The organism is Streptomyces sp. SDr-06, from assembly GCF_003324565.1.
Taxonomy (GTDB): Bacteria; Actinomycetota; Actinomycetes; order Streptomycetales; family Streptomycetaceae; genus Streptomyces.
On sequence record NZ_QOLA01000021.1, the window covers coordinates 107248 to 127823 of the forward strand.

General features: G+C 71.5%; 16 protein-coding genes. 9 read left to right on the forward strand and 7 right to left on the reverse strand.

Annotated elements, in window-relative coordinates; all coding sequences use genetic code 11:
* Nucleotide 1 precedes the first annotated feature (1 nt).
* Complete coding sequence (locus tag DT019_RS31355; protein WP_114040353.1) at nt 2-1600, forward strand: NADH-quinone oxidoreductase subunit M; 1599 nt, start codon at nt 2-4, stop codon at nt 1598-1600.
* A complete protein-coding gene (gene nuoN / locus DT019_RS31360) occupies nt 1597-3249 on the forward strand; it encodes an NADH-quinone oxidoreductase subunit NuoN (protein ID WP_114040354.1) in 1653 nt (550 codons plus the stop codon). The genes DT019_RS31355 and nuoN overlap by 4 nt, the downstream gene beginning before the upstream one ends.
* A 332-nt stretch (nt 3250-3581) precedes the next feature.
* On the opposite strand, the gene recQ is transcribed toward nuoN, so the two are convergent.
* Both recQ and fahA read right to left on the reverse strand, forming a co-directional pair.
* Complete coding sequence (gene recQ, locus DT019_RS31365; protein ID WP_114040355.1) at nt 3582-5444, reverse strand: DNA helicase RecQ; 1863 nt, start codon at nt 5442-5444, stop codon at nt 3582-3584.
* Between the two features lie 190 nt (nt 5445-5634).
* Nucleotides 5635-6861, reverse strand: a complete 1227-nt coding sequence (gene fahA / locus DT019_RS31370; protein ID WP_114040356.1) for a fumarylacetoacetase — start codon at nt 6859-6861, stop codon at nt 5635-5637.
* 222 nt (nt 6862-7083) lie between these two features.
* On the opposite strand from fahA, the gene DT019_RS31375 reads away from it, so the two are divergent.
* Nucleotides 7084-8319 (forward strand): ATP-grasp domain-containing protein, encoded by a 1236-nt coding sequence (locus tag DT019_RS31375; RefSeq protein WP_114040357.1) that lies wholly within the window; start codon nt 7084-7086, stop codon nt 8317-8319.
* 89 nt (nt 8320-8408) lie between these two features.
* Nucleotides 8409-9614, forward strand: a complete 1206-nt coding sequence (locus DT019_RS31380) for an NAD(P)-binding domain-containing protein (RefSeq protein WP_114040358.1) — start codon at nt 8409-8411, stop codon at nt 9612-9614.
* Between the two features lie 142 nt (nt 9615-9756).
* On the opposite strand, the gene DT019_RS31385 is transcribed toward DT019_RS31380, so the two are convergent.
* Complete coding sequence (locus tag DT019_RS31385) at nt 9757-11757, reverse strand: CocE/NonD family hydrolase (RefSeq protein WP_114040359.1); 2001 nt, start codon at nt 11755-11757, stop codon at nt 9757-9759.
* A 10-nt stretch (nt 11758-11767) separates the two neighbouring features.
* On the reverse strand, nt 11768-13267 hold the full coding sequence (locus DT019_RS31390; RefSeq protein WP_114040360.1) for a peptide MFS transporter: 1500 nt from the start codon (nt 13265-13267) through the stop codon (nt 11768-11770).
* A 190-nt stretch (nt 13268-13457) separates the two neighbouring features.
* Between DT019_RS31390 and DT019_RS31395 the strand changes: the two genes are divergently transcribed.
* Nucleotides 13458-14468 carry a polyprenyl synthetase family protein gene (locus tag DT019_RS31395; RefSeq protein ID WP_114040361.1) on the forward strand — a complete coding sequence of 337 codons (1011 nt, stop codon included), beginning with the start codon at nt 13458-13460 and terminating at the stop codon, nt 14466-14468.
* Between the two features lie 24 nt (nt 14469-14492).
* Here the strand turns inward: DT019_RS31395 and DT019_RS31400 are convergent, their stop codons facing one another.
* Nucleotides 14493-15038 (reverse strand): hypothetical protein, encoded by a 546-nt coding sequence (locus DT019_RS31400; protein WP_223279853.1) that lies wholly within the window; start codon nt 15036-15038, stop codon nt 14493-14495.
* A gap of 324 nt (nt 15039-15362) precedes the next feature.
* Here DT019_RS31400 and DT019_RS31405 point away from each other — a divergent pair, with 324 nt between their 5' ends.
* The 4 genes from DT019_RS31405 (at nt 15363) to DT019_RS31420 (ending at nt 19335) form a co-directional block, all read left to right on the forward strand.
* Nucleotides 15363-16589, forward strand: coding sequence for a LolA family protein (locus DT019_RS31405; protein ID WP_114040362.1), 1227 nt, complete (start codon nt 15363-15365; stop codon nt 16587-16589).
* A gap of 139 nt (nt 16590-16728) precedes the next feature.
* On the forward strand, nt 16729-17679 hold the full coding sequence (locus DT019_RS31410; protein WP_114040363.1) for an ABC transporter ATP-binding protein: 951 nt from the start codon (nt 16729-16731) through the stop codon (nt 17677-17679).
* Nucleotides 17666-18574, forward strand: coding sequence for an ABC transporter permease (locus DT019_RS31415; protein WP_114040364.1), 909 nt, complete (start codon nt 17666-17668; stop codon nt 18572-18574). The genes DT019_RS31410 and DT019_RS31415 overlap by 14 nt, the downstream gene beginning before the upstream one ends.
* Before the next feature lie 155 nt (nt 18575-18729).
* Nucleotides 18730-19335, forward strand: coding sequence for a TetR/AcrR family transcriptional regulator (locus DT019_RS31420; protein ID WP_114040365.1), 606 nt, complete (start codon nt 18730-18732; stop codon nt 19333-19335).
* Here DT019_RS31420 and DT019_RS31425 read toward each other — a convergent pair.
* Together DT019_RS31425 and DT019_RS31430 are read right to left on the reverse strand one after the other, a co-directional pair.
* Nucleotides 19301-19876, reverse strand: coding sequence for a flavodoxin family protein (locus DT019_RS31425; RefSeq protein ID WP_114040366.1), 576 nt, complete (start codon nt 19874-19876; stop codon nt 19301-19303). The two genes, DT019_RS31420 and DT019_RS31425, sit on opposite strands and share 35 nt — an antisense overlap.
* A 207-nt stretch (nt 19877-20083) precedes the next feature.
* Nucleotides 20084-20533, reverse strand: coding sequence for a VOC family protein (locus tag DT019_RS31430; protein ID WP_114040367.1), 450 nt, complete (start codon nt 20531-20533; stop codon nt 20084-20086).
* Between the last annotated feature and the right edge of the window lie 43 nt (nt 20534-20576).

A 20576-nucleotide genomic window follows, 5' to 3' on the forward strand; every position in this document is an offset into this window, starting at 1 on the left:
GATGTCCTTCCCCCTCCTCACCGCGACGGCCGCCCTCCCGGCGCTCGGCGCCGTCGCGACCGCGGCCGTCCCGGCGGCCCGGCGCACCGCCGCCAAATGGCTGGCCCTGCTGGTCTCGGTGGGCACCCTGGTGCTCGCCGCGATCCAGCTCGTACGGTTCGAACCGGGCGGCTCGCGTTACCAGTTGACCGAGTCCCACGCCTGGATCAAGGACTTCGGCGTCCGCTACGAACTGGGCGTGGACGGCATCGGCGTGGCCCTCATCGGGCTCACCGCGCTGCTCATCCCGTTCATCATCGCGGCTGGCTGGCACGACGCCGACCCCCTGGAGACCCACAGCAGCCGCTGGCGGCCGACGCAGGGCTTCTTCGCCCTGATCCTCGCCGTCGAGGCGATGGTGGTGCTCTCCTTCGAGGCCACCGACGTCTTCCTCTTCTACATCCTGTTCGAAGCCATGCTCATCCCGATGTACTTCCTCATCGGCGGCTTCGGCGACCGCGCCGCCCCCTCCCAATATGGTGCTGCCGCACCGGGCCAGGGCGACGAGGCGGCGGCCACCCAACGCTCGTACGCGGCCGTCAAGTTCCTCCTCTACAACCTGGTCGGCGGGCTCATCATGCTGGCCGCCGTCATCGGTCTCTACGTGGTGGCGGGCTCGTTCTCGCTGAACGAGATCGCCGCGGCCCGCGCGAGCGGCTCGCTCCACATGGAGACCAACACCGAGCGGCTGCTGTTCCTCGGCTTCTTCTTCGCCTTCGCGGTCAAGGCCCCGCTGTGGCCGCTGCACACCTGGCTGCCCAACGCGATGGGCGAGGCCACCGCTCCGGTCGCCGTGCTCATCACCGCGGTCGTCGACAAGGTCGGCACCTTCGCGATGCTGCGCTTCTGCCTCCAGCTCTTCCCCGAGGCCAGCAAGTGGGCGACGCCGGTGATCGTGGTGCTCGCCGTGATCAGCATCATCTACGGGGCGCTGCTCGCGGTCGGCCAGCGCGACATCAAGCGCCTGGTGGCGTACGCGTCGATCTCGCACTTCGGCTTCATCATCATGGGCATCTTCGCGATGACGAGCCAGGGCCAGTCCGGCGCCACGCTCTACATGGTCAACCACGGCATCTCGACGGCCGCGCTCATGCTGGTGGCCGGCTTCCTCATCTCGCGCCGCGGCTCCCGGCTCATCTCGGACTACGGCGGGGTGCAGAAGGTCGCCCCGGTGCTGGCCGGCACGTTCCTGATCGGCGGCCTCGCGACCCTCTCGCTGCCGGGGCTCGCGCCCTTCGTCAGTGAATTCCTGGTCCTGGTCGGCACGTTCAGCCGCTACCCGGCGGCGGGCGTGGTCGCGACCCTGGGCATCGTCCTGGCCGCGCTCTACGTCCTCGTCCTCTACCAGCGGACGATGACCGGACCCGTCAAGGCCGAGATCCAGGGCATGCCCGACCTCAAGGTCCGCGAACTGCTCGTGGTGGCCCCGCTGATCGCCCTGCTGATCTTCCTCGGGGTCTATCCGAAGCCGCTGACGAACATCGTCAACCCGGCGGTGGGCCACACCATGTCGGACGTACAGAAGAAGGACCCCAACCCGGTGGTGGAGGCGGCCAAGTGAGCTCATCAGCTGTCCACAGCCTGTGGACCACGGCGGCCGGGGGGAAGCTCGACAAGATCCCCGCGCCGCACATCGAGTACGCGCAGCTCGCGCCCACCCTGATCGTGGTGGGCGCGGCGCTCCTCGGCGTCCTCGTCGAAGCCTTCGTCCCGCGCCGCAGCCGCTACTACGCGCAGGTGTTCCTGTCGGTGGTCGCGCTCGCCGCCGCCTTCGCCGCGGTGGTCGGCCTCGCGGCCGGCGGCTACGGCACGACCAAGGCGCACATCGCCGCCATGGGCGCCGTCGCGGTCGACGGCCCCGCGCTCTTCCTCCAGGGCACCATCCTCCTGGCCTCCATCGTGGCGGTCTTCACCTTCGCCGAACGCCGCCTGGACCCGGTGGCGCACGGCAACAAGGTGGACTCCTTCGCCGCGCAGGCCGCCTCGGTGCCGGGCAGCGACAGCGAGAAGGCAGCGGTCAAGGCCGGGTTCACCACGACCGAGGTCTTCCCGCTGGCCCTGTTCGCGGTCTCCGGCATGCTGGTCTTCCCGGCGGCGAACGACCTGCTGACCCTGTTCGTGGCGCTCGAGGTCTTCTCCCTCCCGCTCTACCTGCTGTGCGCCGTGGCCCGCCGCAAGCGGCTCATGTCGCAGGAGGCGGCGGTCAAGTACTTCCTGCTCGGCGCGTTCTCCTCGGCCTTCCTGCTCTTCGGCATCGCGCTCCTGTACGGCTACGCGGGCTCCGTCTCGTACGCCACGATCGCCGACGTCGTCAGCGGCTCGGTCCAGAACGTGGACCCCGCGCTCGCCGGGACCATGGGCAACGACGCGCTGCTGCTCATCGGCGGCGCGATGCTCCTGATGGGCCTGCTCTTCAAGGTCGGCGCGGTGCCGTTCCACATGTGGACGCCGGACGTCTACCAGGGCGCGCCCACCCCGGTGACCGGCTTCATGGCGGCGGCCACCAAGGTCGCGGCCTTCGGGGCGCTGCTCCGCCTGCTGTACGTGGTGCTGCCCGGCATGAGCTGGGACTGGCGGCCGGTCATGTGGGGCGTCGCGATCATCACGATGCTGGGCGGCGCGGTCGTCGCGATCACCCAGACCGACATCAAGCGCCTGCTCGCGTACTCCTCGATCGCGCACGCCGGGTTCATCCTGGCCGGTGTCATCGCGACCAACGCGGACGGCATCTCGTCGGTGCTGTTCTATCTGGCGGCGTACTCGTTCGTGACGATCGGCGCGTTCGCCGTGGTCACGCTGGTGCGGGACGCGGGCGGCGAGGCGACGCACCTGTCCAAGTGGGCGGGGCTCGGCCGCCGTTCGCCGCTGGTCGCGGCGGTCTTCGCGGTCTTCCTGCTCGCCTTCGCGGGCATCCCGCTGACCTCCGGCTTCTCCGGGAAGTTCGCCGTGTTCAAGGCTGCGGCGGAGGGGGGCGCGGGAGCGCTGGTCGTGGTCGGTGTCGTGTCCTCGGCGGTCGCCGCGTTCTTCTACATCCGGGTGATCGTGCTGATGTTCTTCAGCGAGCCGAAGGCGGACGGGCCGACGGTCGCGGTGCCGTCGCCGCTGACGATGGCCACGATCGGGGTGGGGGTCGCGGTGACGCTCGTGCTGGGTGTCGCGCCGCAGTACTTCCTTGACCTGGCGCACAGTGCGGGTGTGTTTGTTCGGTAGGGGGTGGGCGGGGCCCCCACCCCACCCCGCCCCTTCCCGAGGCCTTCCGGGGGTTGAAGGCGTTCCTGGGGCTCCGCCCCGGACCCCGTTCGCGCCTAAAGGGCGCTCGTCCTCAATCTCCCCCAAGGCCTTGAGGGCCAGGGGGGACCCCCATGACGGGCTGAGGATGCCCATGCTGGGCCCCCTACAGGGGCGCGGGGAACTGCGCGAGCAACCACGCACGGTCCGCAGCTGGACGAGGGTTTAGGGGCGCGGGGAACCGCGCACTCCGGGGTAGGCGCGCACGGTCTGCGGGCGAGATCGGGGTTGGGGCGCGAGGCCCCAGTCCCCGGCTAGGGCAGGGTGGTGAGGAGGGCCAGGACCTCCTCGCCCCAGGTGGCCAGCTTCTTCTCGCCCACCCCACCGATCGCCCCGAGCTCCCCCATCGACCCCGGCCGAACCGTCGCGATCTCCCGCAACGTCGCATCGTGGAAGATCACGTACGCCGGAACCCCCGCCTCCTTCGCCTGGGCCGCGCGCCACGTCCGCAGCGCCTCGAAGACCGGGAGCACCTCTGCGGGCAGGTCGGCCGCCACGGTGGACTTCTTCGACGCGCCGCGCGCCGCCCGCACCGGCTTCTCCGGCTCCGTCCGCATCCGGACCTCGCGCCCGCCGCCCAGCACCTCTCCGCTCTGCTCGGTCAGGACCAGCGTGCCGTACTCACCCTCCACCGCGAGCAGTCCCTGCGCAAGCAACTGCCGTACCACGCCCCGCCATTGGGCCTCGGACAGCTCTTCCCCGATGCCGAAGACGGACAGCGCGTCATGGTCGAACTGGATGATCTTCGCGGTCCTGCGGCCGAGCAGGATGTCGATGATCTGGCCCGCGCCGAACTTCTGGCCCCGCTCGCGCTGGAGGCGTACGACGGTGGACAGGACCTTCTGTGCGGCGACCGTGCCGTCCCACGTCTGCGGCGGGGTCAGGCAGGTGTCGCAGTTCCCGCAGCTCGCGGACTCGGCCTCCTGGCCGAAGTAGCCCAGGAGCTGGGCCCGGCGGCACGAGGCGGTCTCGCAGAGCGCCAGCATCGCGTCCAGATGCGCGGCCGCGCGGCGCCGGAACGCCTCGTCCCCCTCACCGCTCTGGATCAACTTGCGCTGCTGGACGACGTCTTGGAGCCCGTACGCCATCCAGGCCGTCGACGCCAGTCCGTCGCGCCCCGCGCGGCCGGTCTCCTGGTAGTAGCCCTCGACCGACTTCGGCAGGTCGAGGTGGGCCACGAACCGCACGTCCGGCTTGTCGATGCCCATGCCGAAGGCGATGGTCGCCACCACGACCAGGCCGTCCTCCCGCAGGAAGCGCGACTGGTTGAGCGCGCGCGTCCCCGCGTCGAGGCCCGCGTGGTACGGGACGGCCTGCACCCCGTTGTCGCTCAGGTACTGGGCGGTCTTCTCCACCGAGGCCCGCGAGAGGCAGTAGACGATGCCCGCGTCCCCCTCGTGCTCCTCCTTCAGGAACGCGAGGAGCTGCTTCTTCGGGTCGCTCTTCGGCACGATCCGGTACTGGATGTTCGGCCGGTCGAAGCTCGCCACGAAGTGCCGGGCCTGCGGCATTCCGAGGCGCTGGGTGATCTCGCGGTGCGTGGCGTCCGTGGCGGTCGCGGTGAGCGCGATGCGCGGTACGTCCGGCCAGCGCTCGCCGAGCAGGGACAGGGCGAGGTAGTCCGGGCGGAAGTCGTGGCCCCACTGGGCGACGCAGTGCGCCTCGTCGATGGCGAAGACGGAGATCTTGGCACGGGAGAGCAGATCGAGCGTGGCCTCCACGCGCAGCCGCTCGGGGGCCAGGTACAGCAGGTCGAGCTCGCCGGCGAGCAGCTCCGCCTCGACGGTGCGGCGCTCGTCGAAGTCCTGCGTGGAGTTGATGAACCCGGCGCGCACGCCGAGCGCGCGCAGCGCGTCCACCTGGTCCTGCATCAGCGCGATGAGGGGGGAGACCACGACGCCGGTGCCGGGCCGGACCAGGGCGGGGATCTGGTAGCAGAGCGACTTTCCGCCGCCGGTCGGCATAAGGACCACCGCGTCGCCGCCGGACACGACGTGCTCGATGATCTCGCCCTGGGCGCCGCGGAAGGATTCGTATCCGAAGACGCGGTGCAGTGTCTGCAGGGCCTCGGTGTCGGGCTCCGCGGTCACCGTCCGCGTTCCGTCCGTCGCGCTCATCGCTCTGTCCCCCGTACTGGTCCGTCGACTGCCTCACCGTTCACCCTCGCAACGATAGGCGCCCCCGCCGACACCCCGGGAGTTGTCCACAGCCCGGGGCCGATTCCCGACCCCGCCCGACCGCCCCGCCCCCGGGAGGCCCCGCGGCGCAGTCGCAGGGTGACCGGCCGGGCGGGGCGGGCTCAGGGGATCAGGTCGACGGAGTGATCCGGCCCCTTACCTCGCCCAGGCCCACCCGCACTCCGTGCGCCCCCGGCGCCCAGGCCGTGAGGACGACCTCGTCGCCGTCTTCGAGGAAGGTCCGCTTGCCGGTGGGCAGCTCCAGCGGCTCGGTGCCGTTCCAGGTGAGTTCGAGGAGCGAGCCCCGCTGCCCGCGCTCGGGGCCGCTGACCGTGCCCGAGCCGTACACGTCCCCAGTCCGCAGCGACGCGCCGTTCACCGTCATGTGGGCCAGCTGCTGCGCGGCCGTCCAGTACATCGAGGCGAACGGCGGCTCGGCCACCACCGTGCCGTTGATCGACACCGTGATGCGCAGGTCGAAGCCGCCCGGGACCTCCTCGGCGGAGTCGTCCAGGTAGGGGAGGAGGGGGAAGTCGCGGGCCGGGGGAGCGACCCGGGCCGCCACCAGCGCCTCCAGCGGGGTGACCCACGCCGAGACCGAGGTCGCGAAGGACTTGCCGAGGAACGGGCCGAGCGGCACGTACTCCCAGGCCTGGATGTCCCGCGCCGACCAGTCGTTGAGGAGGAACAGGCCGAAGACGTGGTCGTCGAAGGCACCCAGTCCGACCCGCTCGCCCAGCCGCGACGGTGCGCCCACGACGAAGCCGACCTCCGCCTCGATGTCCAGCTTCACCGACGGGCCGAAGACCGGGGCCGGGTCGGCCGGCGCCTTGCGCTGGCCCTGCGGGCGGACGACCTCCGTGCCGGAGACCACGACCGTGCCGGACCGGCCGTGGTAACCGATCGGCAGGTGCTTCCAGTTGGGGGTCAGCGCCGCGCCGTCGGGGCGGAAGATCTGGCCCACGTTCGTGGCGTGGTGCTCGCTCGCGTAGAAGTCGACGTAGTCGGCGACCTCGTACGGAAGGTGCAGCTCCACCTCGGCGAGCGGGTGCAGGAGGGGCTCTATGACCGGGCGGTGGGCGGGCACGGTCACCCAGGCGGTGAGCGCCCGGCGCACATCGCGCCAGGCCGTGCGCCCCGCCGCCAGCAGGGGGTTGAGGCTCGGCCTGGCGAGGAGCGCCGCGTACGGCGAACCCAGTGCGTGCGCCGCCGCCCCCGCGTCCAGGACGTGGTCGCCGATGCGCACGCCGACCCTGCGGTCCTCGGGATGGCCCGGCGTGGAGAAGACGCCGTAGGGGAGATTGTGCGGGCCGAAGGGGTCGCCCTCGGCCAGTTCGAGCGGGCTCTGCTCGGACATCGGTGCCTGCCTCGCTTTCCACGGGTGTGGGTCACACGTTACGTCGGCGGTGCGCGGGGCGGCAGTGCCTAAAGAGTTCGCAATGTCCGGAAATTCCGTCTCCGGAAGCGGCGGTTCCCCCTTAGCGTCTCTGTCCGGGGCACGCCCGGCGAGGGGGTCGCGCGTCCCTGCGGGGCTGTGGGGGCTCTCTGTCCCGAGGGGGAACTGGTGTCGGGCAGTAACGTGCTGTTCAGGGCGGACCGGGACGTACCGGGACTGATCGTCAAGTTCGGGAACTATCCGTTGCACCACGGCGGGGTCGGCGCCATCCGCAGTCTGGGCAGACTCGGGGTGCCGATGTACGCGATCACCGAGGACCGCTGGACCCCCGCGGCCCAGTCCCGCTACCTGGAGCGGGCGTTTCCCTGGCCGACGACCGGCGTCGAGGACCCGGCCGTGCTGGTGGAGGGGCTGCTCGGGATCGGTCGGCGGATCGGCCGCCCCGCCGTGCTGATCCCCACCGACGAAGAGGCCGCGGTGCTGATCGCCGAGCACCAGAAGGAGCTCGCCGAACACTTCCTCTTCCCGCCCGTGGCCCCGGACCTGCCCCGGCGCCTGGCCAGCAAGCAGGGGCTGCACGAGCTGTGCGTGGAGCACGGGGTGCCGTCCCCGGCGGCCGCCTTTCCCGAGACGTACGCCGATGTCGAGGACTTCGCACGGCACGCCCGCTTCCCGGTGGTGGCCAAGAACCGGGAGGCCTTCGTGCGGCGGCGCAGTCCCGCCGTCCCCGGCACCACCCGGATCGAAAGCCGCGCGCACCTGCTCGCGCTGGCCCGCGGCTGGGGGGCGAGCCCCGGGGTGATCCTCCAGGAGTACCTGCCGCGCGAGCAGGCCGAGGACTGGATCGTGCACGCCTACTTCGACGAACACTCCACCCCGCTCGCGCTGTTCACCGGAGTGAAGGTGCGCTCCTGGCCCCCGCACGCCGGGATGACGGCCAACGCGTACGTCGTCGACAACCCCGAACTGGCCGCGCTTGCCGAGCAGTTCGTCAAACGCATCGGCTTCACCGGCATCGTCGACCTCGACCTGCGCTTCGACCGGCGCGACGGGCGCTACAAGCTCCTGGACTTCAACCCGAGGATGGGCGCGCAGTTCCGCCTCTTCGAGAGCGAGTCCGGCGTCGACGTGATCCGCGCCCAGCACCTGCACCTCACCGGCCGACGGGTCCCGGAGGGTGAACAGCCCGCGGGGCGCCGCTACGTGGTCGAGAACATCGACCTGCCCGCGCTGCTCGCCTACCGGCGCAGCGGCTACACCACACCCCACGCGCCCGAGCGCCCGACCGGTACCGAACTCGCCTGGGTCGCGGGGGACGATCTCAGACCCTTCTTCACGATGATGGCCCGCTTCGTCCGTCCGGGGGCGCAGCACCTGTACCGGCTCTGGCGGAGCTCCCGCCGTGCCGTGACGAAGTAACCCGACGCAATGTCGCGCCGAACCCCTTGATCCGTGCGGCGGTCGCCGTCGCGACAGGGGTGAGTCGTTTTCCTGGAAGGGGTCCCTGAGTGAGCACTTCGACACGTCCGGTGGCGGTCATCGGCGCGGGGCCGTTCGGCCTGTCCGCCGCCGCCCATCTGCGCGCCCGGGGCATACCCGTCCGCGTCTTCGGCTCGCTGATGGTGAGCTGGCGGGAGCACATGCCGGCCGGCATGGTCCTCAAGTCGACGCCGGCCGCCTCCAGCATCGACGCGCCCCAGCCCGGACACGGCCTGCTCGACTTCTGTGCGGACACCGGGACCCGGCGGCTCGAATCGGACTGGGACCTCATCCCGGTGGAGACCTTCTCGGCGTACGGACAGTGGTTCGCCGACCAGCTCTTCCCCGACCTGGAGCAGGTCAGGGTGGTCGAGGTGGACCGGGTGCCCGGCGGGGGCTTCGCCCTGAAGCTGGACTCCGGCGAGAGCTTCGAGGCGCGGGCCGTAGTGGTGGCGACCGGGCTTTCGGGCCTGGCCCGGCTGCCGCGCGAACTGGCCGCTGCCGTGCCGGACGGCCCCTCGGCGACGGGCCCCGTCTCGCACGCCGCCCAGCACCACGACCTGTCCGGCTTCGCCGGGCGCGAGGTGCTGGTGATCGGGGCCGGTCAGTCCGCCCTGGAGAACGCGGTGCTGATGGCCGAGGCGGGGGCGAGCGTACGGGTCGTGGCGCGCGGGGCGGGGGCGGTGCGCTTCGGCGCGGCCCCCGACCAGCAACCCCGCTTCAGCCCCAACTCGCCCTTCGGCAGGGCCTGGTCGCTGTACGCCTTCTCGTACCACGCGACCCACTTCCGCCACCTGCCCGCGCCCGCCCGGCACTATCTGGTCCGCAACGTGCTGGGCCCGCTGGGCGCGTGGTGGCTGCGGGACCGCTTCACGGGGCGGGTCGCGGTGACCGAGGGGCGCCGGATCGTCCGGGCCCGGGTCGAGGACGGCCGGCCCGTGCTCACCCTCAGCGGGGGTACGGGGGCGCAGCGGGAGCTGTCGGCGGACCATGTGATGGCGGCGACGGGCTACCGCATGGACGTGGCCGCCCTCGACTTCCTGGGGCACGGGCTGCGCACCCAGCTGTCCACGTCCCGGGGGGCGCCGGTCCTGGACGCGGGCTACCAGTCCACCGTCCCCGGGCTGTACTTCACGGGGTTGCCCGCGGCGTCGTCCTTCGGGCCGGTGATGCGGTTCGTCTGCGGCACGGAGTACGCGTCGCCGCGGCTGGCCGCCTCGGTGGCGGCGGGCTGAGCACCTGGGGGCTCCGCCCCCAGACCCCCGTTCGCGCCTTAAGGGCGCTCGTCCTCAAACTCCCCCAAGGCCTTAAGGGCCAGGGGGGACCCCCATGACGGGCTGAGGTTGCCCGTACCGGCCAGCACCGGTGCTGTCAGGCTCAGCCCGTTTCTCGGGGGATTCGGCGTTCCCACGTGCGGTGGAACACCACCTCGTCCCCCTCCCGGCACACCACCTCGTCCGACGTCACGAAATCCGCCGCGTCACACGTGATCGACGACCGCGTGTCGATCGTCACGTCCCACCCCAACTCCGGCCGGTGCAGCCGCAGATGCCAGTCGGAGCGGGTCCGGGCGGACAGCGGGTCGTCCGACTGGATCGTGTACGTCTCCTTCGCGTCCTCCGTGAATTCGAGCCCGTCCGGATAGACCCGCGTACCGCCGTAGCGCGGGTCGACCTCCAGGCGCCACTCGCCCTTCGCCACGTCGCGGACGACGAGCCGTTCGGGTCGGGGCTCGTCCAGCGGGGCGGGGAAGGAGACCCCGAGCGGCTCGGACTGCTCGGGGTCGGCGAACGCGATCGTGTCGTCCGACGTGCGCTCCCGCAGGGGCAGTTGGAGGAAGGAGCCGGCCGGATCGAGGGTGAAGCCCACCGAGTCGGCCTGCGGCCAGATCCACGGCCAGTACGCGGAGGAGACCGCGAGCCGGATGCGGTGGCCGGGCGGGAAGGAGTGGCCGATGCCGTTGAGGGCGAAGGTCACCTCTTCCGTCGCGCCCAGGGGCCAGGCCGCCGCGCGGTCCCTGCCGTGGCGGGCGGCCAGGTTGAGCACGCCGCGCGTGACCAGTGTGGAGGAGCCGTCCGGGGCCACGTCGCAGAGCCGGGCGACGGCCTGTCCGAACGGCACGTCCATGCGCAGCCGCAGGGTGACCCGGGGGCGGCCCAGGACGTCGAGGGGGCCCGCGTCCGCCGGCACCGGGAAGTCGAAGGCCGCCGAGTGGGCGTCCTCGGCGCGCTGGTCCGGAGGGAGGTCGCCGTCGTTCCCGAAGGGGAAGAAGCGGCCCGCGTCCAGGCCGGTGTGCTGCGGCGAGCGCACCCGTACGGGCGGGCCCTGGAGCGCGTACGAGACCGGGGTGACGTGCGGGGAGGGCCAGGCGGGGTCGCCGACCCAGCGGCCCGGGAGTTCCGCGTAGACCGTGGCGGGCGGGTGGGACTCGCTGATCCAGGAGCGCAGGAGCGGCTCCTTCATCACGCCCGTCTCCTCGCCCTTGAGGTGGTGGTCCCACCAGCGCAGGGTCTCCTGGAGGAAGCCGATCGCGGGGCCGGGGGGCAGCCCGCGGTCCGGGTACTGGTGGGACCAGGGGCCGATCAGGCCGCGCACCCGGTCGGCGGGCAGGTGCTCGACCAGCCTGAGGACCGTGTCCCGGTAGGGGTCGTGCCAGCCGCCCACGGCGAGGACGGCCGCGTCGATCGCGGCGTAGTCCTCGCAGACGCTGCCGTGCTTCCAGTAGGCGTCCCGGGTCTGGTGGGCGAGCCAGGTGTGGATGAACGGGCGTACCGCTTCGAGGCGTTCAAGCCACATTTCCCGCCATTTTTCCCCGACGAACAGGGGGTCCGGCGGGCGGGAGACGAAGGCGAGCATGGTCGCCGCCCAGGCGTGCATGTCCACGGCGAGCACCGAACCACCCATGTAGTGGACGTCGTTGTCGTAGCGGTCGTCGGTCGAGCAGACCGTGACGACGGCCTTGAGCGGCTCGGGGGCGAGGGCGGCGATCTGGAGGCTGTTGAAGCCGCCCCAGGAGATGCCGAACATGCCCACCTTCCCCGTGCACCAGGGCTGCTGGGCGAGCCAGTTGACGACCGCGACACCGTCGGCGAGCTCCGTCGCGTCGTACTCGTCGCCCGGCAGCCCCTCGGAGCAGCCGTGCCCGCGCACGTCCACGCGTACCGAGGCGTAGCCGTGCCCGGCGTACCAGGGGTGGCGCTGCCAGTCGCGCGGCGCCGTCCAGTCGGTCAGGCGGTACGGGAGGTATTCGAGCAGCGCGGGGACGGGCTCCTCGGTGACCGGGCGCCAGACGCGCGCGTAGAGCAGCGTGCCGTCGGGCAGCGGGATCCGGACATCCTCGCGCTGCGTCTCGTACGGGAACTCGGTGCGGATGTGCATGGCGGCGACCTCAGTGGACGGGGTGCATGGTGCGCTTGAGCCAGGGGGCGGCGAGGATCACGGCGACGCCGACGGCCACCGCGACGGCGCCGTTCACACCGAAGTAGGCGGCGTTGGAGACCTTTCCGTACACCTTCACGGTCTGGGCCTGGATGCCGTTGGCGAGCGCGAGGGAGAGGAACCAGAGCGACATCGTCTGGCTGGCGAAGGCCTTCGGGGCGAGCTTGGTGGTGGCCGACATGCCGGAGGTTTCGAGCAGGATGTCGCCAAGTCCGAGCAGCAGGTACGAGCCGACGATCCACCAGGCCGCCATCTTGTACGCGGCGCCGCCGTGCCCGGCGGTCGGCACCACCATCAGCAGGAAGGAGAGCCCGCCCAGGATCACCCCGAAGGCGATCTTGTTGGAGGCGTGCGGCTGGCGCGGCCCCATGCGGGCCCACACGGCGGCCACCACCGGCGCGAGCGCCACCTCGAACGCGCCGAGCGCGGAGGCGTACCAGCCTGCCGGGAAGTGGAAGCCGAGGAGAGTGGTCTCGGCGTTGGTGGAGGCCAGCAGCATCATCGTCGAGTACGCCTGGAACAGGATGAAGTTGAAGGCCACCGAGGCCAGGAACAGCACCACGTAGGGCCGCAGACGGCCGCGTTCCTCGGGGGTGACGCGGGGGCTCGCGAACATCACCGCGAAGTAGACGACCGGCGCGATCACCGAGATCAGGGTCAGCAGGTCGACGAAGCGGCTCATCGTCAGCCAGCCGCCCAGCGCCAGCAGCACGGCGAGCGCCGCGACGATCAGAGCGCCGAGCACCATGAGCCGGACCGCGCGGCGCATGCCCTCGGGCGGCAGCGCGAACTCGGCCGCGTGCCTGCGTCCGGCCAGGTGGCGCCGGCCCAGGACGTACTGGATCAGGCCGAAGGTCATGCCGACGGCGGCCGCGGAGAAGCCCCAGTGCCAGCCCTTGTGGTCGCCGAGCCAGCCGGTGATCAGCGGCCCGAGGAAGGCGCCGATGTTGATGCCCATGTAGTAGAGCGCGAATCCGGCGTCGCGCCGCTGGTCGTCGGTGCGGTAGAGCTTGCCGACCATGGAGGCGACATTGGGCTTGAGCAGGCCGGTGCCCGCGCTGATCAGGCCGAGCCCGGCCCAGGTCGTCGCCGGGGCGGGCACGGCCATCGCGTAGTGGCCGCAGGCGATGAGGACGCCGCCGTACAGGACCGCGCGGTAGGAGCCGAGGATGCGGTCGGCGAGCCAGCCGCCGGCCACCGAGACCAGGTAGACGAGGGTGCCGTAGGCGGCCGAGACGGAGGCGGCGGTGCCCGCGTCCATGCCCATGCCGTCGTGCGCGACGGAGTCGGCGAAGTACAGGACGAGGATCGCCTGCATGCCGAGGAACGAGAAGCGTTCCCAGACCTCCAGGCCGGACAGGGTGAGCAGCCCGCGGGGCTGACCGAAAAAGGCGTGGTCGTCCTGCGGGGGCGGCTGCTCGGCGGCCGGATCGCCGGGGGTGGCGGTCATCGTTCCGGACAAAAGACCCACTCCTGATCGTATGAGCTGATCAAGAACATACCGGGGTCCAAGGGACTGCGCGCGAGGGGTGACGGGAAGGCGCCCACGGTGATCGAACAGCGACCCGATACGCTGACTTGAGTGAAGGCAGCGACACATCGACAATCCGTGTGATCGTCAGCAGACAGGAGTACCCCTCGTGACCGTCGTCGGGCCGTTCGGGCTGAGCGTGCGGGACCAGGCACTTGAAGCCGATGTCCAGACCGGATTGGCGGCTGTCGAGGCGGGACTGCTCGATGCCACCAAGAGCGAGGTCCCGTTCATCACGGAGGCCGCGCAGCACCTCATCCGCGCAGGTGGCAAGCGATTCCGCCCGCTGATCGTGATGCTGGCCGCCCAGTTCGGGGATCCGTACGCGCCGGGCGTCGTGCCCTCCGCGGTGGTCGTCGAGCTCACGCACCTCGCGACGCTGTACCACGACGACGTGATGGACGAGGCCGACGTGCGGCGCGGTGTGGACAGCGCCAACGCCCGCTGGGGCAACTCCGTCGCGGTCCTCACGGGTGATTTTCTCTTCGCGCGCGCCTCGCACATACTGGCGGATCTGGGCCCCGAGGCCGTACGCATTCAGGCCGAGGCGTTCGAACGGCTGGTTACCGGTCAGATCCTGGAGACCGCGGGCCCCCGGGACGGGCGCGACCCGGTCGACCACTACCTTGACGTGCTTTCCGGCAAGACCGGCTCGCTGGTCGCGGTCTCCGGCCGGTTCGGCGCGATGATGTCCGGCGCCGACGAGTCGGTCGTCGACATCCTCACGCAGTACGGCGAGCGCCTGGGCACCGCCTTCCAGCTCGCCGACGACGTCCTGGACATCGCCAGCGACTCGCACGAGTCCGGCAAGACCCCGGGCACCGACCTGCGCGAGGGCATCCCGACGCTGCCCGTCCTGCACCTGCGGGCGCGGGCCGCCCGGGACGGCCGTCCGGAGGACCTGGAGCTCGTGGCGCTGCTCGACGGCGACCTCAGCGACGACGCCCGGCACGCCGAGGTGCTGCGCCGGCTGCGCGTCCACCCGGCCCTGGAGCAGGCGCGCAGGGACACCGTGCGGTACGCGGAGGAGGCGAGGGCCACGCTGGCGCCGCTGCCCTCCGGGTACGCGAAGTCCGCGCTCGAAGAGCTCTGCGACGCGGTCGTCCACCGCGCGGGCTGACCGGCGCCGGCCCCCGGCCGGCGGTCAGTAGCCCGAGCCGCCGCCCGAGGTGGTGCCGGTGGCCCCGCTCGCGGCCTTGGCGCCGGTGGGCGTCGCCGCGAACCAGATGCCGCCCACACCCTGGCCGTAGGCCTCGTGCGGCTGGTCGTCCTGGGCGTACCGGTAGAGCGGCCATCCCGCGAGGGTCAGCTGCTTGCTGCCGTCGGTCCGGGTGACCGTGCCGACCAGCGACTTGTCGATGCCCTTCACCGTGACCCTGCCGGTCGCGGGGGCGGGCGGCCACTGGGTGGCGCAGGCCCCGTAGCAGTTCGACCTGGGCACCGGCTGTGCGGTGTCCTTGTCGAAGCGGTAGAGCACGAACCCCTTGCCGTCGACCACCACGGTGCCGACCTTGTCGACCTTGGCGGTGGAGAGGGTGTCGGCGGACGGCGGGGCCGAGCTGTTGACGGAACTTCCGGTGGGCGGGCTGGGGGTGGAGGAGCCGGATCCACTGCCGCAGCCGCTGACGGCGAGCGCGATGACGAAGGCTCCGGCCGTCGCTCCCACCGCGAACCGCTGAGTCCTGAGCATGGCGATCCCCCTTCGTAGTGCCGCTTGCTCTCACCCAGGGGTACGGATCCGGCCGTCCGGACACTCAATTCCGGCCACGCATGCGCCGGTCGGGCCATCGGGTCGGCAGGGCGCCCCCTTCAACCCCTACTGGACGGGGTAGCCGTCCAGGGGTTCCGTCATCCCAGAGAGGTACGTGAGGTTGCTCCCGGGGGTTGACGCGCCGGGGCGGCCCTTTTGGTCAGATTGGAAGCACCACTCCTGACCAATTCGGGTGAGAATGGCGGCGCGGGGTGGAACTGAGCACGACGGACGGACGCCGCCGACCACGGAGGTAGGGCACACATGGCACCGAACGACAGCGCACAGGCCACCGACGAGGCCAGGGACCTCGGCGCGGGCCGCCGCAAGGCGGCGCGCTATCTCGTCCCGGTCGGGGTGGCGGGGGTGGCGGCGGCGACCATCGGGCTGGTCCCGGCGCTCGCCGCATCCGGTGACCCCAGTCTGCCGACGATCAGCGCGCAGCAGCTCATCGAGAAGATGGCCGCGTCGGACACGCAGCAGCTCTCCGGCACGATGAAGATCACGACCGACCTGGGACTGCCCGGTCTGGGCAGCCTCGGCTCGCTCGCGCCGAAGGCCGGCGGCTCGGAGAAGTCCGCGTCCCCGGACGCGAAGCTCACCGAGCTCGCCTCGGGCACGCACACCCTGCGCGTCGCGGCCGACGGCCCCGACCGCCAGAAGGTGTCGATCCTGGAGGACGCGGCCGAGTACAGCCTGATCCACAACGGCACCGACGTCTGGGCGTACGACAGCGGCTCCAACCAGGCGTACCACTCGCAGAAGTCCGCGGCCGACGCCGCCAAGGAGCACGGCGGTAAGGCCCCGGAGCAGGGCGTTCCGACCACGCCGAAGGCGCTGGCCGACCAGTTCCTCAAGAACATCGACCCGACCACCGCGGTGTCGGTCGACGGCACGGCCCAGGTGGCCGGCCGGGACGCCTACCAGCTCCTGATCAAGCCGAAGCAGTCCGGCTCGACGATCGGCTCGGTCCGCATAGCGGTGGACGCCAAGACCGGTGTGCCGCTGAAGTTCACGCTCGCGCCGAGCGGGGGCGGCAAGGCCGTGGTCGACGCGGGCTTCACCAAGGTCGACTTCTCGAAGCCGTCGGCGGACACCTTCACGTTCAGCCCGCCCAAGGGCGCGAAGGTCACCGAGGACGACGGCAAGAAGAAGCAGACGTTCAAGCCCGAGCAGAGCCTGCCGGGTGGTCTGGGCGGCTTCGGCGACGCCAAGAACGCGAAGAACTCCAAGGTGATCGGCAAGGGCTGGACCGCCATCGCCGAGCTCGACACCGGCGGCAAGGGCATGCCGAAGGCGGACAAGAGCAAGGGCGGCGCCGACGCCCAGAAGTTCCTGGACTCGCTCGGCGACAAGGTCACTGGGACGTTCGGCTCGGGCACGGTCTTCAAGACCCGCCTGGTCAACGCCCTGATCACGGACAACGGCAAGGTGTACGTGGGCGCGGTGACGAAGGACGCGCTGATCGACGCGGCCAACGCGGCCAGGTAGGGCCGGGCCCGGCTGTACGGCAAGGGGGCCGAGGAGGGGGCGCCCGTCCTCTCCTCGGCCCCGGCAGGCGAAGAGCGCCCTCTCCGGCAGGTGAGGAGCGAGGGCCGGGGGCACGCCTCCTGGTCCGGGAAGGGGCGGGGTGGGGAACAGTCCATCGGTCATCGAGACGCACGGCCTGAGCAAGCGGTACCGAGGCGGCCAACTGGCCGTGAACGGGCTGGATCTCACCGTCCCGCGCGGCAGCGTGTTCGGCTTCCTCGGCCCCAACGGCTCCGGCAAGACCACCACCATCCGCATGCTGATGGGCCTCATCGAGCCGTCCTCCGGCACCGCCAGCGTCCTCGGCAGCCCCATGCCGAAGGCCGTCCGCACCGTGCTCCCCAGGGTGGGCGCCCTCATCGAGGGCCCCGCCCTGTACGGCTTCCTGTCCGGCCGCGACAACCTGCTGCGGTACGACGCCGCCGACCCCACCGCCGACCCGCGCACCCGCACCGCCCGGGTGGCGACCGCCCTGGACCGGGTGGGCCTCACGGCCGCCGCGGGCAAGAAGGCACGGGCGTACTCGCTGGGCATGAAGCAGCGCCTGGGCCTCGCGGCGGCGCTGCTCCAGCGCCGGGAGCTGCTCGTCCTGGACGAGCCGACCAATGGGCTCGACCCCCAGGGCATGCGCGAAATCCGGGCGCTGATCAGGGAGTTGGCGAAGGACGGGACGACCGTCTTCCTCTCCTCGCACCTCCTCGACGAGATCGAGCAGGTCTGCACGCACGCGGCGGTGATGAACCAGGGCCGCCTCGTCGTCCAGGGCGAGGTGGCCGAGCTCGCCGCCGGCGCGCGCGGTCGGCTCGCGGTCACCACCCCCGACACCGGGGCGGCGGCCCGGCTCCTCAAGGAGCGGGGCATCGCCGATGTGACGGTGGTCGACGACGACCGCGTCACCGCTGAACTGCCGCCCGACGACGTGGAGTTGGCGGACCTCAACGCCGAGCTCGTGCGGGCCGGGGTCCGGGTGAGGGGCTTCGCGGCCGAGCGGGCCTCCCTGGAGGACGCGTTCGTCGCACTGACCGGGGAGGGCTTCGATGTCGCGGGCTGAGGCCGTGGACGTGACGGGACCGAACGCGCGGCCCGCGCCCGAGCGGAGGCCGGGCGTCCTGTGGTCGCTCGGGCTGTTCCGCTCCGAGCTGGTCACCGTGCTGCGCCGCTGGCGCACGCTCGCGCTGCTCGGGGTGCTCGCCGCCGTGCCCGTCCTCATCGGCATCGCGGTGAAGGCCGACACACGGGGCGGCGGGGGCGGCGGACGCGGCGGCGGCGCGGACGGCCCGGCTTTCGTCGCGCAGGTCACCAACAACGGGCTCTTCCTCGTCTTCGCGGCGCTGGCGGCCACGCTGCCGGTCTTCCTGCCGATGGCCGTCGGGGTGGTGGCGGGCGACGCGGTGGCGGGCGAGGCCAACTCCGGCACCCTGCGCTATCTGCTCGTCGCCCCGGCGGGCCGCACCCGGCTGCTGCTCGCCAAGTACGCCTCGGTGCTCGCCTTCTGCCTGATCGCCACGCTCGCGGTGGCCGTCTCCGCACTCGCGGTCGGCGCGCTGCTCTTCCCGCTGGGCGAGGTCACCACGATCTCCGGCACGCGGATCTCCTTCGCGGACGGGCTGCTGCGAGCGGTCGCGATCGCCGTGGTGGTGGCCGTCTCGCTGGCCGGGATGGCCGCGCTCGGCCTGTTCATCTCGACCCTGACCAACAGCGGGATCGCGGCGATGGCCTCGACCGTGGGGCTGCTGATCACGGTCCAGATCCTGGGCCAGATACCGCAGCTGCACGCGATCCAGCCCTACCTCTTCCCGCGCTACTGGCTGTCCTTCGCCGATGTGCTGCGCGAGCCCGTCTACTGGGACCAGCTGGTGAAGAACTTCGAGCTCCAGGCCCTGTACGTCGCGGTCTTCGGCTCGGCGGCGTGGGCCCGCTTCACGACGAAGGACATCACGGCATGAGGGCCGGGAACGGCGGATGACGTGTCCGGAACGGACCGGTCGTGCGAGCCGACCCCCGTGACGGCTCGACACGACACGTTCCGTTTCCTGCGTCATTGTTGGAGCCGCGCGCTCGGCTGTCAATCCGGTTCCGGGCGTGCTCGTAGAGTGAGGGCATGATCACCTCGTCCGCATCGGCCCCGGGATCCAGACGCCGCAGCGAGAAATCGCGCCAGGCGACGCTGGCGGCCGCGCTCGGACTGTGCGCGGAGAACGGCTACGGCAAGGTCACCATCGAGGCGATCGCGGCCCGCGCGGGCGTGAGCAAGAAGACGATCTACCGTTGGTGGCCGACCAAGGGCGCGGTCCTGCTCGACGCGGTGACGGAGCTGGTGGTGAGCGACTCGCCGTTCCCCGACACCGGCGACATCGAGGCCGATCTGCGCACCCATATCGGCAGCCTGGTACGCCTGTTCACCTCGCCCGTGGTGGGCCCGGCGTACAGCGGGATCCTCTCCGAGGTGCTGCATGACGAGCGTCTCGCCAGGGCGGTCAACGACGAACTCGTCATCCCCCGCGTCGCGTTGGTGTACGAGCGCCTGCGCGGGGCTCAGGGGCAGGGTCAACTGCCCCCGGACGCCGATCTTCCGCTGGCCGTGGAGATGCTCTACGGACCGCTCTACTACCGTCACGCGCTCGGCCGTCCGCTGCCCGGACCGGAGCGCATCGAGACGCTGGTGGACCATGTCATGCGCGCGTTGCGGGCTCCGGCGTCGAGCTGAAGAAGGTCTTCGCGCGGGCGGCGGCCTCGGTGTCGCGCGCCATCTCCCCGGGCCGCACGGCCGAACCGAGCAGCACCCCGCCCCAGTTCATGCCCATGTACGCGGCCGAGTGCCGCAGGGTGCCGACGAGAGGCTCCGCCGCCGCGTGGTCCGTACCGGCGAGCGCGGTCACGCCCCACAGGGTGCGGCCCGCCATGCGCTCCTTGAAGTCGAGCTCGGGGTCGTAGAGCCAGGTCACCCAGTGGTCGAGGTAGTGCTTGACCGGGGTGGAGACGCTGTACCAGTACAGCGGCGAGGCGATCACCAGGTCGGTGGCGGCCAGGGTCGCCTCCAGGAGCGTCGCCAGGTTCCCGGTGGGAGCGGTCTGGGCGCTTCCGTCGGTGTGGCGCGGATCGCGGAAGGTGGGGAGTTCGAGGTCGGCGAGGCTCAGCCAGCGGGCGGTGTCGCCCGCCGGTAGCTGCTCGGCGGCCTGCCGGGCGAGCGCCTCGGTGTTGCCGCCGCTGCGTGTGCTGCCGAGCAGAAAGAGAAAGTCGCGGGCCATGGTCCCCTCCGTGTGCCATCCCGAAATCCGGTGCGTGCGCACCCCGTTGAAGCATGCGCGTGCAGTATATGCACATGCATGCTTTCGGTGTCGGGTCTTTCCGTAGGGGCGGCTCGGGCGTCACGCGGGGGAGGGTCCGGGCGTCAGAAGGTGGGCCGGCTCCCGGTGCGGAGGAGCGGCTTGCGGGACCAGCCCCGGCCGCATCCGCTACTGGACGCAGAACTCGTTGCCCTCGGGGTCGGCCATGACGGTGAACTCGCCGCCGGGCTCCTTCACTTGGCGCAGCACGCTCGCCCCGATTCCGGTGAGGCGGCCGACCTCGGACTCCCGAGCGCCGGGCGCCGCGTGGACATCGATATGCAGTCGGTTCTTCGCCGTCTTGGCCTCCGGAACCCGCTGGAACAGGATGCGCCGGCCGAGCCCGGTGCCGCTCTCGGGGTCGTAGGAGTCGTCCGGATGCCGGACGGCGACCAGATCGCGAAAGGCGATCCGGCCGCCGTGTTCCAGGGTGAGCTCCGGGCCGATCGCGCCGGCCGAGCGGAGCCGGTTGATCAACAGGCTGTTGTCCTCGACCTCGTAGCCGAGGGCGGCGGCCCAGAAGTCTGCCTGGGCGTGCGGGTCGGCGGCGTCGACGACGAGTTTCCAGTGGAGGGTCATGTGTTCGTTTATAGCCGGGCGGAGGTGTCCCGTCGCGCGGGAC

Coding starts and splice junctions, on each gene's coding strand:
- DT019_RS31355 (WP_114040353.1), top strand. CDS start 2: ATGTCCTTCCCCCTCCTCACCGCGACGGCCGCCCTCCCGGCGCTCGGC.
- recQ (WP_114040355.1), bottom strand. CDS start 5,444: ATGAGCGCGACGGACGGAACGCGGACGGTGACCGCGGAGCCCGACACC.
- fahA (WP_114040356.1), bottom strand. CDS start 6,861: ATGTCCGAGCAGAGCCCGCTCGAACTGGCCGAGGGCGACCCCTTCGGC.
- DT019_RS31385 (WP_114040359.1), bottom strand. CDS start 11,757: ATGCACATCCGCACCGAGTTCCCGTACGAGACGCAGCGCGAGGATGTC.
- DT019_RS31390 (WP_114040360.1), bottom strand. CDS start 13,267: ATGACCGCCACCCCCGGCGATCCGGCCGCCGAGCAGCCGCCCCCGCAG.
- DT019_RS31400 (WP_223279853.1), bottom strand. CDS start 15,038: ATGCTCAGGACTCAGCGGTTCGCGGTGGGAGCGACGGCCGGAGCCTTC.
- DT019_RS31405 (WP_114040362.1), top strand. CDS start 15,363: ATGGCACCGAACGACAGCGCACAGGCCACCGACGAGGCCAGGGACCTC.
- DT019_RS31415 (WP_114040364.1), top strand. CDS start 17,666: ATGTCGCGGGCTGAGGCCGTGGACGTGACGGGACCGAACGCGCGGCCC.
- DT019_RS31420 (WP_114040365.1), top strand. CDS start 18,730: ATGATCACCTCGTCCGCATCGGCCCCGGGATCCAGACGCCGCAGCGAG.
- DT019_RS31425 (WP_114040366.1), bottom strand. CDS start 19,876: ATGGCCCGCGACTTTCTCTTTCTGCTCGGCAGCACACGCAGCGGCGGC.
- DT019_RS31430 (WP_114040367.1), bottom strand. CDS start 20,533: ATGACCCTCCACTGGAAACTCGTCGTCGACGCCGCCGACCCGCACGCC.